General features: G+C 45.8%; 11 protein-coding genes and 1 pseudogene. 1 reads left to right on the top strand and 11 read right to left on the bottom strand.

The window, feature by feature from the left end; translation table 11 throughout:
• Position 1: 1 nt before the first annotated feature.
• The 4 genes and pseudogenes from gmk to ACH19P_RS14455 all read right to left on the bottom strand — a co-directional run bounded on the left by gmk (position 2) and on the right by ACH19P_RS14455 (position 5,557).
• On the bottom strand, positions 2–622 hold the full coding sequence (gene gmk, locus ACH19P_RS14470) for a guanylate kinase (protein WP_462159226.1): 621 nt from the start codon (positions 620–622) through the stop codon (positions 2–4).
• 147 nt (positions 623–769) lie between these two features.
• Positions 770–3,896 (bottom strand): annotated as a pseudogene (locus ACH19P_RS14465) (efflux RND transporter permease subunit).
• Between the two features lie 12 nt (positions 3,897–3,908).
• Complete coding sequence (locus ACH19P_RS14460; protein WP_462159225.1) at positions 3,909–5,117, bottom strand: efflux RND transporter periplasmic adaptor subunit; 1,209 nt, start codon at positions 5,115–5,117, stop codon at positions 3,909–3,911.
• Between the two features lie 95 nt (positions 5,118–5,212).
• The gene (locus tag ACH19P_RS14455) at positions 5,213–5,557 is read right to left on the bottom strand and encodes a hypothetical protein (RefSeq protein WP_462159224.1); all 345 of its coding nucleotides are present in this window, start codon (positions 5,555–5,557) and stop codon (positions 5,213–5,215) included.
• Between the two features lie 160 nt (positions 5,558–5,717).
• Between ACH19P_RS14455 and ACH19P_RS14450 the strand changes: the two genes are divergently transcribed.
• Positions 5,718–6,608, top strand: coding sequence for a cation diffusion facilitator family transporter (locus ACH19P_RS14450; protein ID WP_462159223.1), 891 nt, complete (start codon positions 5,718–5,720; stop codon positions 6,606–6,608).
• Positions 6,609–6,618: 10 nt separating this feature from the next.
• Here ACH19P_RS14450 and ACH19P_RS14445 read toward each other — a convergent pair whose 3' ends face one another.
• The 7 genes from ACH19P_RS14445 to ACH19P_RS14415 all read right to left on the bottom strand — a co-directional run bounded on the left by ACH19P_RS14445 (position 6,619) and on the right by ACH19P_RS14415 (position 18,503).
• On the bottom strand, positions 6,619–7,590 hold the full coding sequence (locus tag ACH19P_RS14445) for a sensor domain-containing diguanylate cyclase (RefSeq protein WP_462159222.1): 972 nt from the start codon (positions 7,588–7,590) through the stop codon (positions 6,619–6,621).
• Between the two features lie 260 nt (positions 7,591–7,850).
• A complete protein-coding gene (locus ACH19P_RS14440) occupies positions 7,851–10,463 on the bottom strand; it encodes a zinc metalloprotease (RefSeq protein ID WP_462159221.1) in 2,613 nt (870 codons plus the stop codon).
• A gap of 2 nt (positions 10,464–10,465) precedes the next feature.
• Positions 10,466–11,068: a hypothetical protein gene (locus ACH19P_RS14435; RefSeq protein ID WP_462159219.1), complete on the bottom strand. Its 603-nt coding sequence runs from the start codon at positions 11,066–11,068 to the stop codon at positions 10,466–10,468.
• Positions 11,069–11,616: 548 nt separating this feature from the next.
• The gene (locus ACH19P_RS14430) at positions 11,617–14,253 is read right to left on the bottom strand and encodes a zinc metalloprotease (protein WP_462159220.1); all 2,637 of its coding nucleotides are present in this window, start codon (positions 14,251–14,253) and stop codon (positions 11,617–11,619) included.
• A 2-nt stretch (positions 14,254–14,255) separates the two neighbouring features.
• Positions 14,256–14,858, bottom strand: a complete 603-nt coding sequence (locus ACH19P_RS14425; protein WP_462159219.1) for a hypothetical protein — start codon at positions 14,856–14,858, stop codon at positions 14,256–14,258.
• 532 nt (positions 14,859–15,390) lie between these two features.
• The gene (locus ACH19P_RS14420) at positions 15,391–17,898 is read right to left on the bottom strand and encodes a zinc metalloprotease (protein ID WP_462159218.1); all 2,508 of its coding nucleotides are present in this window, start codon (positions 17,896–17,898) and stop codon (positions 15,391–15,393) included.
• 2 nt (positions 17,899–17,900) lie between these two features.
• The gene (locus tag ACH19P_RS14415; protein ID WP_462159217.1) at positions 17,901–18,503 is read right to left on the bottom strand and encodes a hypothetical protein; all 603 of its coding nucleotides are present in this window, start codon (positions 18,501–18,503) and stop codon (positions 17,901–17,903) included.
• Positions 18,504–18,601: the final 98 nt, after the last annotated feature.

The raw sequence follows: 18,601 nt of genomic DNA, 5'->3' as shown, positions 1-18,601 counted from the left end.
TTTATTTCAATAGTTCAGTGATTAATTCATTGTGTTTGTGCTTTTGCGTGTGCAAGCTTAAACGAGTCGCTTCAACAATCGTGGCGATTTCACCCAGCGCTGTGTCGAAATCATCGTTCACAACCACATAGTCATATTCGTCGTAGTGCGAGCTTTCCGACTGCGCCTTTTCCATGCGTGAAGCAATCACTTCTTCGGAGTCTTGGCCGCGATTAGTAAGGCGACTTTGCAGCTCTTCTTTCGAAGGTGGCAAGATAAAAATGGTGGTGACTTCAGGTGCGAGTTCACGCACTTGACGCGCACCTTGCCAGTCAATATCAAGGAACACATCAATGCCATTCGCTAACTGCTGCTCAATGGCCGCTTTAGAGGTGCCGTAGTAATTGTCGAACACTTGTGCCCACTCAAAGAAATCATCATTCGCAATCAGCTCTTTAAAAGTTGCTTGGTCAACAAAGTGATAATGCACACCATTTTCTTCACCAGGACGAGGCGCACGCGTGGTGTGTGATACCGACACTTGCATATTGTCGTGCTTTTGCAGCAATGCATTGATTAGGCTTGATTTTCCTGCACCTGAAGGGGCGGAAAGAATAAACAAATTACCACGAACTTGGCTCATGATGTCTCTCAAAATAAACGGGACTTTTTAAAATAGCCCAACATTATAACGGATTTATTGGGCTGGGTTAACAGCCTGTTTTATGACAGGGAAACGATACACCTTAGCCGTTTCCCCGTAATGACTTGCTGCTATTACACTATTTGGTCAACAGACCCTAAGCTTAGTAAAACGGCTGTAAAGTGTGGGAATAACAATCAGTGTTAACAAAGTAGAGCTGACTAATCCACCCACTATCACGGTCGCCAAAGGGCGTTGAATTTCACTGCCGACACCAGAGGAGAGCAGCATGGGAATAAGTCCAAGCGCGGAGGTGAGTGCCGTCATCAAAACCGGTCGCAATCGCGAAACGGCTCCCGTATGTATTGCCATCGTTAAATCCATCCCCGAGGTGAGGTTTTGATTAATGCGCTCAACCATGACCACACCATTGAGTACCGCAACACCAAATAGGGTAATAAAGCCCACTGATGCGGGGACGGAAATATATTGATCACTGAGGTATAACGCCCATACCCCACCGACCACAGCGAGTGGAATATTGATGAGGATCAGCACCGCTTGCCGCAGAGAATTAAAGGTAAAATAAAGGAGTAGGGTGATAGCACACAAGGACAGTGGAATCACCAAGGATAAGCGCTGTTGCGCCCGTTGTTGGCTCTCAAATTGCCCGCCAATTTGCACCGAGTAGCCACTGGGTAGTGATACTTGTTGGGCAATTTGCTGCTGAATTTGCGCCACCACACTGCCCATATCTTGGCCTTGTATATTGGCTTGGATAACAACGCGCCGTTGTACATCGTCACGGCGTATTTGTGGCGGGCCAGAGTCTATCGCCACAGTAGCAACGTCCTCAAGACGAACCCACGCACCCGATTGAGAACGTAATAACAGGTTTTTAATGGCGGCCATGTTATCCCGATAGGACTGTTGTAAACGAACATAAATATCATAGCGCTCATTGCCGTTAATGATTTGTCCTGCTTCGATACCACCAATCCCCTCACTGACAAGCGCCATCACATCTGCAACTTTCAGCCCATAGCGTGCTAACGCTTGGCGCTTAGGTGTGACTATGAGTTGCGCTTCACCGGTTATTTGCTCAAGTGCGACATCTTGCGTGCCAGAGATGGTTTTTACTAGCTCTTCAATTTCTTCCCCCTTGCGTGCGAGAACATCAAGAATCGGGCCCAAATAACTTTATAGCTAATTGTGCTTTTACGCCTGAAAGCAGTTCGTCTACTCGCGTAGCGATGGGTTGTGAGAAGTTCAGCAGCAAACCTGGAAATTGACTTAGCTCCTCTTCCATTAAGTGTTGGAGTTCTTGGCGATTATTGGCACTTTGCCATTGAGTAATGGGCTTTAGGCCAATGTAGATTTCGATATTATTTACCGGCTCTGGGTCGCCGCCAATTTCTGCCCGACCGATGCGGCTGAGTGCATAAGTTACTTCAGGGAAGGTGAGTAACGTTTGCTCGAGTTTGGGGGCGACACTGAGTGCGGTGTCTAAACTCGCTGAAGGTGCGAGCGTCACGCGCAGATTAATGGTGCCTTCTTCGAGTTCCGGTACAAACTCGTTGCCAAGCTGTGTGAATATACCCGCACTTAGGAAAATCATACTAAGGGTTGAGAAAATCACCGTTTTTTTGAACTGCATCAGTGTACTAAGGGTTTGTGCGTAGCGGCCACTTAGCGCTTCTAACATATGATTTCGCCCTGTGGATACCCCTTGTCGAAAGAGTATCACCGCCAGCGCGGGTACCAAGATTAAGGCAACAAAAAGGGCACTGAACAGTGCTAATATAATGCTGATTGCCATGGGTTCAAAGAGCTTTGCTTCGACCCCTTCAAAGCTAAACAAGGGCGCGAACACCACAATAATCATTAAGGTTGCAAAGAAGATAGGACGAGCGACTTCTTGAGCGGCGCTTTGAACTAGCGTCGCAAGGTTAGAGGAGGGGGCACTGCTGTGCTGTTGCAACTTTTTAACGATGTTTTCTACCATGACCACTGAACCGTCAACCAACATCCCTATTGCCACGGCTATGCCGCCAAGGGACATTAAATTTGCGGACATGCCAAATCCAGCCATAACACCGAGAGCAATCACGATGGCGATCGGAATGGAAATGAGCACTAAAACAGTGGCGCGCAAATTCATTAAAAATAACGCTAGTACGACGATGATCAGTACAAAGGCAAGCGCCAATGCAGTAACCACCGTGTTCACTGCTTGAGTGATAAGGTCAGCTTGATCATAAAATGGCTCAAAGGTGATGCCATCAGGCAGCGCTTGTTCGATGAGCGCTATGCGGTCTTTGATACCATCGATGGTTTGTTTCGTATTTGCGCCCATGCGTTTAAGCACGACACCTGTTACCACTTCACCATGGGTTTTTATTTCACCGTTATGTGCTTTGCGAGAAAATGTTACGGCTCCTTGACGTATTTCGCTGCCTAATTGAACGGTGGCGACATCGCCAACGGTCACCACAGTGCCAGCAACCGTTTTAATGGCCACTTGCTTAAGTTGCTTTATGCCTTCAGTTCCAGCACTAAACCAACCAACGCCCCTTACGACCAGTTGTTCTTGGGCGCGGTTTAAATACCAACCGCCTACGTTGTCGTTACTGGCTTCTAACGCTTTGATGACGTCTTGCTGAGACAGTGAATAAGCCAGTAATTTGTCGGGATTCAGGCCCACTTGGTATTGTTTCACTGAACCACCAAATGAGAGCACTTCTGTCACACCATCAATGGGCATAATCAGCAATTTGATAAGCCAATCATTCAGTGAACGCAGCGCCATGGTGTCGTAACCAGAATCGGCATCGGCCAATAGCAAGTATTGGTATACCTGTCCAAGCCCTGACGTATTCGGCCCCATTTCTGGTGTGCCAACGTTTTGAGGAATAAGTTCTTTCGCTGTTTGTAAGCGCTCGAACACCAATTGTCTGGCGAAATAGATGTCAGTGCTTTCTTTGAATACCACGGTGACACCAGAGAGCCCTGTTTTTGAGATTGAGCGCACTTGAGTGACATTGGGCAAGGCGTACATGACCGCTTCGATAGGGTAAGTGATTAACTGCTCAACCTCTTGCGCGCCGAGTCCGGGCGCGGGGGTGTTTATACTGACTTGTACATTGGTGACATCAGGAAAAGCATCAAGATTCAGTTTACTCGTCATCAAAACGGCGCCACTAACCAGACACACAAACAGGAGGATAATGACCGAGCGTTGTTTCAGGGCCCAGCCGATTAAAAAATCAAACATCGTGTATGCCCCTTAATGGTTATGTGGATCAAAACCGCTTTTGGCGAGTTCTGATGCGACAAAGAACGCATTTTTGGTGACTACTGGAAGGCTTTCATGCACCCCCAAGATTTGCTGCAACTCCCCAAATTGAGCGCCTAGCTGCACTTCGCGTGATAAAAACTTGTTGTTATTCGCTTGTACGAAGATTTGCCACTGCCCCTGTGCGTTACGCGTCAGTGCTTCTTGAGGAACCGCATACATACTTTGTTTGCTCGTTTGCGTAAATTGGGCGCTAACGAACATACCCGCATGCAGTACGTGGCCGATATTTTGCACTTCTAAGCGAATGATGCGCGTGCGTGTTTGTGGGTCTATTACATGTGCTTCTTGAATAACCCGAGCAGGGAAAGTGCCATTCGCGGTGGTTACATGCACAGGCGTAGTTTGGGTTATTTCGCTACTTAACTGTGGAGATAACTTGGCTTCAACCCATAAGGTTTGCTCATCGGCGATTGTGAGTAATGTATCTCCGGGTTGGACTCGCTGTCCTTGAATGAAGTCATCACTTAAAACACTCCCGGAGATCTGTGCCACGAGTTGATATTGACCAAAGCGAGCGCGATTCTCTTGGCTAATTTGAGCGATGGCTGCATCCGTTAAACCCATAGCCAACAAACGACCATAGCTGGCGTTGTAATTGCTCTGCGCTTTGACGCGATTGGCAGCACTAATACTTGATGAGTCCAGTTTGCTTAGTCGTTGCCATTCGCTTGCAGCGACAAGATAATCACCTTGAGCTTGTGCCATTTGCTCACTAAACAGTGTCACTAAGGGCTGTTGCTCGTTGACATGCTCACCGAGTGTCACATGGCGAGCAATAACCACCGATTCAGTGCGCACAGAAACAACATAACTGTTGTAGCCATTGGCTTTGATTTCCGCGGGTGCAACAAGCTCGTAGTTATGTTGCTGTGGTACCAGTTGTGTCACCTCCACGCCCGCTAATTGTAAGCTTGTATCACTTAGGTGGACGCTGGCCTGTTCAGTGACAGCCGTTTCTTCTGAGTGGTCATGTTCCTCAGACGCTAAACTTGATAATGACGCGATTGCCAGTACACATGCCAATAATGTTTGGTGTAGTGACACAGAGGTCATGCATTGTAATTTTGTATTTTTTGCGTTGCCCATAGGCGAGTCTTTCGGCGCTCGAGACGCAGAATTTGGGTGTAGAACATTCATGGTTAGTTCCTAACTTCAAATTTGTATGAAACTACCGCACACAGCCTGAATTGAAGGCGTGATGCAGATGTAGCTGTGTAGAAATGAAAGTGAAGTTAGGCTATCGGAGGGCGATAATTGGGTTCGGGGTGTTTTTGCTCTGGCGGTGTCATGACCTGCCATTGATTATTCGCGGCCTGCTCGAGGTTGATACCCGTAACTGGGTTCATCAGCCAAGTAAGATGCGAGCCGGCACAGTGGCCGCAATGATGGCAATCAGAAATATCGTGGACATCATCAGTGAGATTATCTGATTCTAACTGAGCATCCTGTTGGTGTGAGTGCTCAGAAAGTAAGTGCTGACTATCAACTTGATGATTAGGTTGTGCAGCCACAGAGCTAGTAAGTGATTGAATCGCAATCACGCTAAGCAAGATGAAACTGAAAATAACTCTAATCATAAAGTGTGTTGGTACTAACAAGTCGCAGCGAATTTGTTGCCAACATACCGACATAGATAAAAAAGAATCAATTATTGCGTCGGAAGAGGCCACTTAATTTGCATTTTATTACGCAATTATTCACAGTTCATTAGAGGGGCAACTACACGAGAATTGCATTGTGGGGCATAACCATCATCATCACCATCATCATGATATAGCCTCCGAGCGCATCGGTTGGGCATTTTTCCTTAATCTTGGCTTCACCATTATTGAGTTTATTGGTGGCTGGCTGACGAACAGCACCGCGATTATGGCGGATGCGGTACATGATTTGGGTGATAGTCTCGCTATCGGCAGTGCGTGGCTGTTAAACAAGTTAGGAAATCGTGATGCTACACAAGCGTTTACCTACGGCTATAAGCGTTTAAGTTTATTGGGCGCGTTGATCAACTCCATTGTGCTGGTGGTCGGCTCTGTTTGGGTGTTGGTGATATCCGTTCCGAGGTTGTTTGCACCCGTGATGCCGGTAGTTGAGGGGATGGTTTTTCTTGCTATTTTGGGTGTTGCAGTGAATGGCTACGCGGCGCTAAAACTCAGTCAGGGTAAAACCTTGAATGAGCGAGTACTCAATTGGCACCTACTTGAAGATGTGCTTGGTTGGGTTGCTGTACTCGTGGTAGCCATTGTATTGATGTTTGTAGATTGGCCCATCCTTGACCCTATTCTTTCTATTGCATTCACTTTGTTTATTCTCGTCAACGTGCTGCGTAATCTTAGCCAAACTGTGCGTTTGTTTTTGCAGGCAGCCCCTGATAGTCATACCCAGCAGAAATTAACCTCATTATTACTCGAACCCGATGAAGTGAGTAGCGTACATCATGTTCACTTTTGGTCACTGGATGGCGAACATCATGTGCTTAGCGCGCATTTATGTTTATTGAAGGAACTGAACGCGAATGAAGTCATGGCATTAAAATCTCGGCTAGCTCAGCGATTAGCTGATTTCGATATTGCCCATACAACCTTAGAAGTTGAATACCCCAACGAACAATGCCGAGACGCCAACTAGAGACAATGCGTTATGTTTCCAGCTTATTACTACTTTCGCGCTTGTTGGCTTTGTGAATATACATTTCTTGATCCGCTTTATGCAGCAGAGCTTCGATAGAGTCTTCACCTGCGAAGGTGGTAGAGCCGCAGCTGTAATTGATTGCGTGGTCATGTTGAACATTGTATTCGTCAACATTGTGTTTCAAGCGTGCAATAACACTGTCCATTTCTTGCGTTGTCGTGTTGGTTAATAGCACCACAAATTCATCACCACCAAGGCGAGCGAAAACGTCAGAAGTTCTAAATGACTGACTAAGTATTTGGGCAAACGCTTTAAGTACCTTATCACCAAACGAGTGCCCTAAATTGTCATTGATCTCTTTAAAGCCATCTAAATCAAAATACAGTAAGCATGCGTTTTGCTGCTCGCGTCGACAATGAGACAGCGCCTGTTGGGCTAACTGTAAGAAGCCGCGTCGATTACTGATATTAGTAAGCTCGTCAATGGTACTCAGTGCCGTTGCTTTGAACTCTTGCTCTACAAGCGAGGCTAACTCTTGAAGAAGCTCGACATCGTCATCGATTATTTCTCTTGGTTCAGTATCTATGAGGCAAAGGGTACCAATGCGGTGGTTGTTTGGTGAATGTAATGCACATCCTGCGTAGAATCTAATGTTGGGATAGCTGGTTACGAGAGGTGTATCCGCGAACCTTTCATCCATTAGTGTGTTAGGAACAATGAGAGGGAGCTCTTCTGTTATTGCACATGCACATAATGATTGTGAGCGCGGTGCTTCATGAACATCCAGCCCTTGGATTGACTTAAACCAGAGCCTATCTGAATCAACGAGTGTGATAAGAACCGTTGGCACACCAAACATACGTTTTGCGATACGGGTGATTCTGTCGAAACGCTCCTCAGCGGGCGTATCAAGAAGTTGGAGAAGTTGTAAGGCTTCTAAGCGTGCGTGTTCTTCACTCGGTACACCATAATTTTTCATAGGCAATCACTTCTTCGATTAATACTGCTACACAAGTAAGTGCTCCGTACCTCATGCTAGCACAAGAAAATTTCCTAAAGCATCAACTAATTTAAATAACCCATATTAGGTACGTGATTTGCGAGGCTTAAGGAGAACTCCATATTTACATAAGCGTAGTCTAGTTAGGTAAATCGTCCATCTTAAAAGGCTGATAACAATAAGAAGAAATAAAAAAAGGCCCAATGCTGGGCCTTATCTTTGACTACCTGGGACAGTGTTTAGTACTTATCGTCTAAGTGCTCACAACGACCAAATTCAGCACCACGCTTAACAGCGGCTAAAACTTGTTTCGGGAAGCTTAGCTCCTGATTTACGCCGTCTTTACAAACAAATGCTTTGTTTGCATCGATCTCAATACTGATGGCTGCACCGGCTAAGTTAGCCATCATTTCTGAGCCATTGGCGCTCATGGCAAACCAGTTATCAGTTAACAGGTTTTTAGCTTCAACAACGCCTTGACGACCGAAGAACTCAGCAGCTGTCATCCAGCCAAGACCGTCCATGTGAATTGCACTACCACCATTGTAACGTGCAGTGATGATTGACAGGTCTTCATTTGCATCAAGTGGGATCATGCTTGGTTCACCGACAACTGACGATATGTATTCATGGTCAAAGTTATACGGTGCTTCACAGAAGTTAACAAATCGTTGGATGTACGGAATATCATCACACCAACGCATACTACCTAGAACCTCAAGCTCATCTGTTTGGGTATTCCACACTTTGATGCCGTCATATTTGCGATTACGACCTTCGCCAACAAGGGTATTAAACGCAATTTTTCCGCCATCTTGGCTAATTACGGCAATATCACGTGCGCCATACATACTACTGATGTCATGAAGCTCGCCATCAACCCACGCCACTAGACCTTGGCTGTTGCCAGTACCCGTTATGACTTTGCCATTACCTGACATACGATCGGCACGCATCCATACTTCTCTACGTTCACCATTCACGAGTACATCAATGCGAGAGCCGTACAGCGAAGGCACATATTCAAGACCAGCTAGTTCTGTTGCTTTGCCAGTCGTTGTGTCCCATACCGTTGGCACAGCATATGAGCTGCCGCCCGCACCTTCGGCACATTCTTCGCCACCAGATGTAGGTTTGCGGTAAGTACCTACAATGAGCTTACCTTCATCATCGATATCCCAAATTGACTGAGAGCTCACACCTTGTTGGCTGCCCAGCGTACAAGTGTTATTTGAAGGATCTTCCAGTTCAAACAGCTTGTTAGAACGAAGGTCCCATACCGCACCTTGGCCGATACCATCGTTATCTAAATCAGCGATAACGGCGGCTTTGGTTGCTGTTTTATTCATAGCAGCGGTAGTTGAGCTCAATAGCGCATAGCCATCTGGACCTGCAAGCGTAGTGAAGGTGTTTTGTACACTGTCATATAGGAATGGGATGCCACCACCTGTTGTGCCTAACGCTTTCTTACCATTTTTAGAATGCTCAGTAACGAATGCCTGTATGAGAGGTGTGTACTGGATACCATCAGTATATCCATTGAAGAACATCTCTACTTCTTTGGTCTCGCCTCCAGCTACAACAATTTCTGTGCGTTCACATGCATTATCTGCTGCTGGAGATGAGCTTTCATTGGCGTTCCAATACTCAGCTTCTGATATTAGTGAAGTAGGTGTTGTTGGGTACCCACCGGCGCGGATAGGCTCCATGTACAGTGCGTAACGACCGCCTGGAGTCAAACCGTTGATAGTAAATGAACCATCAGGACCAACACGACCTTGCGTCATGTTACCGCTTTGCTGGGAGATCACGTCGTACATTGGGTTGTCTAGATTACGAGCAATCATGTTCATGCCCGAATATTCAACACCCTCTTTAGTGTAAAGCTTACCTTTGATTGTGCCGTATTTTGTACTGTAGTCTGCTGTTGGGTAGAGATCTGAAATGTTCACGATGTCGTCACGAACATTGACAGTACCTTGCTCCACGCCCTCAGCGCCGCGCACATTGATGAATGGGAACATAGTCTCAATGCCATCAATCGGTGCTTGGCCGCGACCTGTGTACATATTCGTATCACCACAGCCCGGAACGCCATCATACGTTGGGCTCCAAGGTCTTGAAATGTAGGTAAAGTGACCGTTAGCCTGCGAGTGAGACATGTTCATCGCGTGACCGAATTCGTGGGTAAATACGCCTTGAACCATCTTGCCTTCAGTATCGTTGATATCGATGTACCAACCATTCATCAGCGCCGTTGCTTCGGTGATCTCACCGGTTTCTTCATCCGCCCATTCAGGGAAAGCGATACCGAGAACTTGGTCACGAGGAATACCGAAGTAATTTTCTAAGATAGCGCCGTCAGTGTCGTAGTTAACCCAGAAGCCATAGCCATTTTCAGCGTTATAGATTTGGTCTACGTTAGATGCGTTCACATCGACAATACCCGTTTGGCTTTCGATAGTACCAGCAATAGCCATTTCAAGTGTGGATGTTTCTACATTCGACCATTGTGCAACGGCATCAGCGGTTACCGCATTAGCTTGCGCAATGGTTAAGAAGGTGTAGTCACGGTCTAATGCCACATTTTTCGGTAATACGGTGCCATCAGGTAGGGTGATATCAACATTGAATTTAGTACCTTGCTCTAACACAGTGAAAGATTGAACGTCGTTACCATCTTTGTCTTTAATAACCTGACCACCATCCGTCCAAACAGGGATAGCGCCTTTAGAGGTGTCCCACTTGTAAGGCTGCATGGTTTTTTCGTGAATATACAATGGGCCGCCGGCCAAAGCGCCTGCAGAAAGAGTGGCCAGTGCGATACCCGCAGCAAGTTTAGAGAATTTCATTATTATTGTGCTCCTGCTAGTTTACCGACAAGGTTCATAAATACATCCACCTTCACTGCTTCTGGGTTAGTAAGCATGTTGCGCTCTTCATCCGAGAAGCTGGCTGTATCCATGCCTTCAAACAGGCCAGAGTTAGCGAATTGGTTGATAACTTTGCCATCACGGACCACGAATTTACCTTGGGCCATGCCTGCAGTTGTTTGGAAGCCAGTGATAGAGGCAGGTTTGTACATAAACGCAATGACGTTTTCACCCTCATGCCATTTTGCGAAGCCGTCAGGCGTTACACCTAAATACACTTTGCCATTGCCCATAGAGCGCGGCTCAAGTAAGCCAAATTGGCGGAAAGTGTAGGTTGATTCTTCTTTTAATTTGCCTTTGGCGTCGCTGCTGACATTGATGGTGATTTCAGTGTATGGGCGCTTGTTATCGAAGCCATCGGTGACTTTGATAACTTCACCGGCAATGATGTTTTGGGAAGCAGAAGTGAGCTCTTGTAAGTTTTGTTGTTTTAACTTCATGGCATTGGCAGATGTAGCAATGGATAACCCAGCTGCAACTGTTAGCGCGATAGATGCTTTTTTAAGCATGGATGTCGCTTTCATTAGACCTTCTCCGTTGATGATTGTTTTTTTTGTTCACTGATCATTAACACTCAGTCCCTCTAAGATTTTACAAATCGAATTATTATTCAATTTATTATTTGTACACTTTTGTACTGGGTGCATATATGTCGATGAGGGAGGTTTGCGGGTATTTGTCTTTTTGCTTTTTATATTTTTGTTTTCATTCGTTTTTTGTTTGTTTTCAAGGGTTCTTTGTAGGTGTGAAATTAGAGTTTTTATTCAGTTTTTGCTACATCTCAGTAAAAAATCATAAATGAATATTTATTCATTTTATTCATTTTTATATGTTTTGATTGATGTGTTTTTCTTTCTTTTATTCTTGATGGGAATAAAGGTTCCCAAATTAGTTCACCCTCATTAATGTGAGTTGCAGGTTATTTTGTTTATAAAATGAGTTGTTGTTAATTTTTTGTTTATCTATATGTTGTTTGTAGTAATTGCTGTATGTGCGTCTTGGTCTGTTTATAATCCAAAAAAAGATGGCTTTGAATGGGCCATCTTTTGCGGGAGCAATTTGTATTTACTGGTTAGAAAGTGTCATCTAAGTGTTCACAACGACCAAACTCAGCGCCATCTTTCACTGCCTCAATTACTTGTTTAGGGAAGCTCAATTCTTGGTTCATACCGTAACGACACACAAACGCTTTGTTTGCATCTATTTCGATAGTAAGCGGAGTTGGAAGTCCTACAACACCCGCCATCATTTCTGAGCCGTTTGCACTGACACCAAATATGCCATTCGTCATTAAGTTGGTGGCTTCTACAACACCTTGTTTACCAAAGAACTCTTCACCGGTCATCCAGCCAATCCCTTCTAGGTAAATAGACGAGCCTGCTGGCATGCCATTGATAAGCACGCGCCCTGTGATTACTGACAGGTCATCACTCGCATCAAGTACCATGTTCAAAGGTAAACCAGCCGTTTCAGCGATCTCTTCATGAGTCATGTTAAACGGTGAGGCACAGAAGTTTCTATTGAAATAGAAATACGGTACGTCTTCACACCAACGCAGACCGCCAAGGTTGGTAATCTCGTCTGTTTGTGTATTCCATACTTTGACGCCTTCACCAAATGCGCGGCGCCCAAATCCTTGTTGCGCACCAAATGCGACGCGTTCGCCGTCATATGAAATGACTGAGGAATTTAACGCGCCGTAATCTTTATAAATATCATGTAATTTGCCATCCACCCATGCTAATTGGGTGTTGTTGTTATTGCCGGAACCTGTCACTGTTCGACCATTACCTGAAATTCTATCTGCGCGCACCCAAGCTTCTGTGCGTTCGCCATTAATCAGAACTTGGATACCTCCCCAAGAGTTTTCTACCCACTCCAGACCGTCAGTGAGTAAAGAGGCTTTACCTGTTTTTGTATCCCATACAGTCGGTACACCGTATGAGTACGCTCCTTGACCAGGTAAACACTCGGTGCCACCGGTATTTGGTTTGCGCGAGTTACCTACAACGGTATGCCCTGCTGCATCAATATCCCATATTGAGTGAGAGCTTACGCCAGATTGGCTGCCTAGCGAACACGTATTGTTGCTCGGGTCTTCGAGTACAGATACATGGTTTGAGCGAATATCCCATACGGCACCTTGGCCAACTCCATCGCCGTCTATATCTGCGATGACAGCTGCTTTTGTTGCGGTTTTGTTCATCGCCATGTTTGACGCTTTAAGTGTTGCAAAGCCGTCGGGTGTAACCAAAGTTTCGAAGGTATTTTGGGTGCTATCGTAAATGAATGGCGTACCACCTTGAGTCATACCAAACGCTTTTTTACCATTTTTTGAGTGATCGCTTACCCATGCAGCTACAAGTGGCGTGTATTGAATACCATTTTTATAGCCGTTGAAGTACATCTCCACTTCTTTTGCTTCCCCGCCTGCAACGACGATTTCTGTCATATCACAGACATTATCGAGAGCCGGAGAAGCGCTTTCACCTTCGTTCCAATATTCATTGACAGAAATAATGTCGGTTGGAGTAGTTGGGTAGCCGCCAGCTCTGATTGGATCCATATACAGAGCATAACGCCCACCTGGAGTAAGACCATTGATAGTGAATGAACCATCAGGGCCAACACGACCTTGCGTCATGTTACCGCTTTGTTGGGTGATTACGTCGTACATTGGGTTGTCTAGGTTACGAGCAACCATGTTCATGCCCGAATATTCAACACCTTCTTTGGTGTACAGTTTACCTTTGATTGTGCCGTACTTCGTGCTGTAGTCGGCTGTTGGGTAGAGATCTGAAATATTCACGATGTCGTCGCGAACATTGACAGTACCTTGCTCGATACCTTCAACACCGCGAACGTTGATGAATGGGAACATGGTTTCTATGCTGTCTGTAGGAGCTTGACCACGGCGTGTGTAGACATTTGTTCCTGCGCAACCCTCGACACCATCATGCATTGCATACCAAGGAGTCGCAATGTAGGTGAAATGACCGTTAGCCTGCGAGTGAGACATGTTCATCGCGTGACCGAATTCGTGGGTAAATACGCCTTGAACCATCTTGCCTTCAGTATCGTTGATATCGATGTACCAACCATTCATCAGCGCCGTTGCTTCGGTGATCTCACCGGTTTCTTCATCCGCCCATTCAGGGAAGGCGATACCGAGAACTTGGTCACGAGGAATACCGAAGTAATTTTCTAAGATAGCGCCGTCAGTGTCGTAGTTAACCCAGAAGCCATAGCCATTTTCAGCGTTATAGATTTGGTCTACGTTAGATGCGTTCACATCGCTGATGCCTGTTTGGCTTTCGATAGTACCAGCAATAGCCATTTCAAGTGTGGATGTTTCTACATTCGACCATTGTGCAACGGCATCAGCGGTTACCGCATTAGCTTGCGCAATGGTTAAGAAGGTGTAGTCACGGTCTAATGCAACATACTTAGGTAATACGGTCCCATCCGGTAGGGTAATATCAACATTGAAAGTGGTGCCTTGCTCTAGCACAGTGAAAGATTGAACGTCGTTCCCATCTTTGTCTTTAATAACCTGGCCACCATCAGTCCAAACAGGAATAGCACCTTTAGAGGTGTCCCACTTGTAAGGCTGCATGGTTTTTTCGTGAATATACAATGGGCCGCCGGCCAAAGCGCCAGCAGAAAGAGTGGCTAGCGCGATACCCGCAGCAAGTTTAGAGAATTTCATTATTATTGTGCTCCTGCTAGTTTACCGACAAGGTTCATAAATACATCCACCTTCACCGCTTCTGGGTTAGTGAGCATGTTGCGCTCTTCATCCGAGAAGCTGGCGGTGTCCATGCCCTCAAACAAGCCAGAGTTAGCGAATTGGTTGATAACTTTGCCATCACGGACCACGAATTTACCTTGGGCCATGCCTGCAGTTGTTTGGAAGCCAGTGATAGAGGCAGGTTTGTACATAAACGCAATGACGTTTTCGCCCTCATGCCATTTCGCGAAGCCGTCAGGCGTTACACCTAAATACACTTTGCCATTGCCCATAGAGCGCGGCTCAAGTAAGCCAAATTGACGGAAAGTGTAGGTTGATTCTTCTTTTAATTTGCCTTTGGCGTCGCTGCTGACATTGATGGTGATTTCAGTGTATGGGCGCTTGTTATCGAAGCCATCGGTGACTTTGATAACTTCACCGGCAATGATGTTTTGGGAAGCAGAAGTCAGTTCTTGTAAATTTTGTTGTTTTAACTTCATGGCATTGGCAGATGTAGCAATGGATAACCCAGCTGCAACTGTTAGCGCGATAGATGCTTTTTTAAGCATGGATGTCGCTTTCATTAGACCTTCTCCGTTGATGATTTTTATATAAGCCGATCTTTTAATTATATTTTCGGCGGCTATTAGTTATTTAATAACCAATGTGAGAGGTCAATTTATTACGTGTACCATTTTGTGTTGAAAGTGTGTAGTTGTGTATTGGGTTGTTGGTGTGTGTTTTTATCTATCTGATTTTTATGGTTTTAATTTATTGTTTAGTAATGAGTTTTACGGGGTTTTTTAATTTTAGAGTGAATATTCAAAATTTTAACCTTGTGCTTTAGGTCATCAGTTATTCATTTTTTATTAATTTAATATGGGTCTTAAGTCCTATATTAAATTTTGTGATTTCTTGAGTTGTATATATGAGGAATGAGGAAGCAATGATTGGCTGAAGTTGATTGAGTATAAGCTTCCACAACTTTTACTTAGAAGAAGTAAACAGCGGGTTCTCATTATGAATCCGAGTTCACTACACAAAAAAAGGACTCAAAAATTTGAGTCCTTTTGGTATTTGACTCAATAGCTTAGTAAAACTCTTATGGCTATTGAGTTACTGAATCATGCCACATCGTCCGACTCTAGCGCCGCTCGCCACCGCTTCGCGCAGCCCCCGTGGGAACCCAGTGAGTACAGATTCATTGTTGTCACACACATACACTTGGCTCATATCCATATACCAAGACATTCCGCCTGCCACACCCAGCATTTTGCTGCCGTCGCCGCTTAGCGCAATCGGGTTGCTCATCGACAATTTACCGAGTTCTGCAGCACCTTGCTCTCGTAGGAAGCGGCTCAGCTCAAGCCAACCAATATCCTCAACCCAAAGAGCGCCATAATAGCCAAATCGACTGCCACCGGCGCGGCCAATGGCAACTTTGCCGTCGTCGCTCAAGTCACTTACCGTCATTGGTACTGCACCGTAAGACGCTGTTATTTCCTCTGGTGAAAGTTCGTTACATAGATTCCATGAGTAGAAAATATATTGAATGTCTTCACACCATGGCAATGAACCGATGTTGGTTACGGCATCTTCGCTCAGTCCTTGGCGTGAATCCCATAGTTGGACGCCATAGTTACTGGTCAAGGCTACACGGCTTCCATCGAAGTTGGAGACCTTAGCCTGCTTCGCTTTGAACGCGTCAGTTAGATTGAGCATTGGGCCATCATCAACCCAAGCAACAGCCTGATTGTAGTTAACTTGACCGAGCGCCACTTTACCGTTGCCAGATAAACCATGTGCAAATGCATACAAGGTTCGGTTCCAGTTCACGCTGCTGGTGTCTAGTTCACGAATACCGCGCTTTTCATCCCAAATAAAGGGCTTCATTTCACCTGAAAAATATTCCTGACAGTTGCCATTACCGTTTAGGTCTTGGTAACCCAGACCTACAACCGTTGAGCCTGAATCATCCATGGCCGAGCCTAGGGCACTGATCCTGACTCCTGCGAAACTGGTGGAAACGTTACATTGGCTTTGCCCAAGGTAGCCAACCGACAAATCTTCATTCGCAGACCAAACGGTGGGCTCCATAATACCGTTACCATCTTGGTCGTGCTGCACCAATACATGCTTACCATTGCGGCTTAGGTATGATTCCGCTCCCACATAGCGATTGGGAAGGACTTCAAAGCCGTTGTTAACATCCCACATCACAGCGCGAGTGCCGGCTGTGCCCACCGCTTTTCGGCCATTTTTGGACAAATCACTCAATACCACTGAAGACAATGGCGTTACCTGAACACCCTTCATGTATCCGTTGAATGTAAAGTCTGCTTCTTTGGTGACACCTGCCTCGGCGATGATAGGAGTCTGCTCGCACACTTCGTCAACGAGCGGGTCGCTGCTTTCGTTTGCGTTCCAATATTCTGGTGTTGAAAGTAAAGGTTGAGGTGTGGTTGGGAAACCCCCAGCGACAATAGGCTCTACATACAATACGTATTGCTCACCCGGCGTCAGATTGCGAATTGTATATCGTCCATCCGGACCAACTTTACCTTGTGTGGCAGAGCCCGACATATCTGACACGGCATCAAAAAGTGGGTTGTTAACGTTTCGCGCTACGATGTTGATACCACTGTATTCTGTTCGACCGTCTTTAAGGCGTAGCACACCGCTAATAGAACCGCGTGAGCTGGCGTAATGCGCACTTGGATACAGGTTTGATATCGCCGCCACATCATCAGGGTGCTCGATGGTACTTTGATTAACCGCGCCAGCATTGTAGTGATCAATGTAAGGGTACATGGTTTCAATCATTGCTGGGTCACCGCCACCTATCGGGTTTACACCACAACCGGGTACGCCCGGATAAAGCTTATTGGCTGCTGAACTTAAATAGGCTAGTTGGCCATTTACTTGCGTGTGTGACAGGTTGATAGCATGGCCAAATTCATGGGTGAATACGCCCGCAATTTTGCTGCCGTCGTCATTAGGCGCAACTGCCCAACCGTTCATGATTGCCGTCGCTTCGAGAATCTCACCGGTTTCTTCATCAGCCCATTCAGGGAAGGCCATCCCTAAAACAGATTGTTTTGGTACCCCAAATACGTCTTCTACCACCGAGCCGTCCGTGTCATAGATGACCCAAAAACCGTAACCATTTTCGGCGCCATAAATTTCATTGGCGTTTGCGGCAGTGATATCCGATATACCCGTTTTGCCAGCAATCGTACCCGCCACGGCCATTTCTAGCGTTGCCGTTTCGACATTTGACCACTGGGCAATGGCATGGGCTGTGATTTCGTTCGCTCGGTCAACCGTTAACAAGGTGTAGTCGCGATCGAGTACCGTGTTTTTAGGGATCACCGTACCATCAGCTAGGGTAATGTTGAGGTTGTACTTGGTGCCTTTTTTAAGCACGGTAAACGATTCAACGTCGTTACCGTCTTTATCTTGAACCAGCATCCCGCCATCCGTCCAAACAGGAATAGCGCCTTTACTTGTATCCCATTTGTAGGGCTGCATGGTTTTATCGTGAATATAGAGTGGGCCAGCCGCCAATGTACCAGCAGAAAGAGTGGCCAGTGCGATACCCGCAGCAAGTTTAGAGAATTTCATTATTACTGTGCTCCTGCTAGTTTACCGACAAGGTTCATAAATACATCCACCTTCACCGCTTCTGGATTAGTGAGCATGTTGCGCTCTTCATCCGAGAAGCTGGCGGTGTCCATGCCTTCAAACAAGCCAGAGTTAGCGAATTGGTTGATAACTTTGCCATCACGGACCACGAATTTACCTTGGGCCATACCCGCAGTGGTTTGGAAGCCAGTGATAGAGGCAGGCTTGTACATAAACGCAATGACGTTTTCGCCCTCATGCCATTTCGCGAAGCCATCAGGCGTTACACCTAAATACACTTTGCCATTGCCCATAGAGCGCGGCTCAAGTAAGCCAAATTGACGGAAAGTGTAGGTTGATTCTTCTTTTAATTTGCCTTTGGCATCACTGCTGACATTGATGGTGATTTCAGTGTATGGGCGCTTGTTATCGAAGCCATCGGTGACTTTGATAACTTCACCGGCAATGATGTTTTGCGAAGCAGAAGTCAGTTCTTGTAAGTTTTGTTGTTTTAACTTCATGGCATTGGCAGATGTAGCAATGGATAACCCAGCTGCAACTGTTAGCGCGATAGATGCTTTTTTTAGGAATGATTTGGCTTTCATTAGACCTTCTCTGTTGATGAGTTTTTATTATTGACCGAATGTTTATTATTCTTTCGGTGTTATTTAGTTATTTAATAATCAACAGTAATGGTCAATTT

This window comes from Pseudoalteromonas sp. GB56 (genome assembly GCF_054923835.1).
The sequence above is the reverse complement of the archived record's forward strand: the minus strand, read 5'-3'. Positions and strand labels throughout refer to the sequence as shown.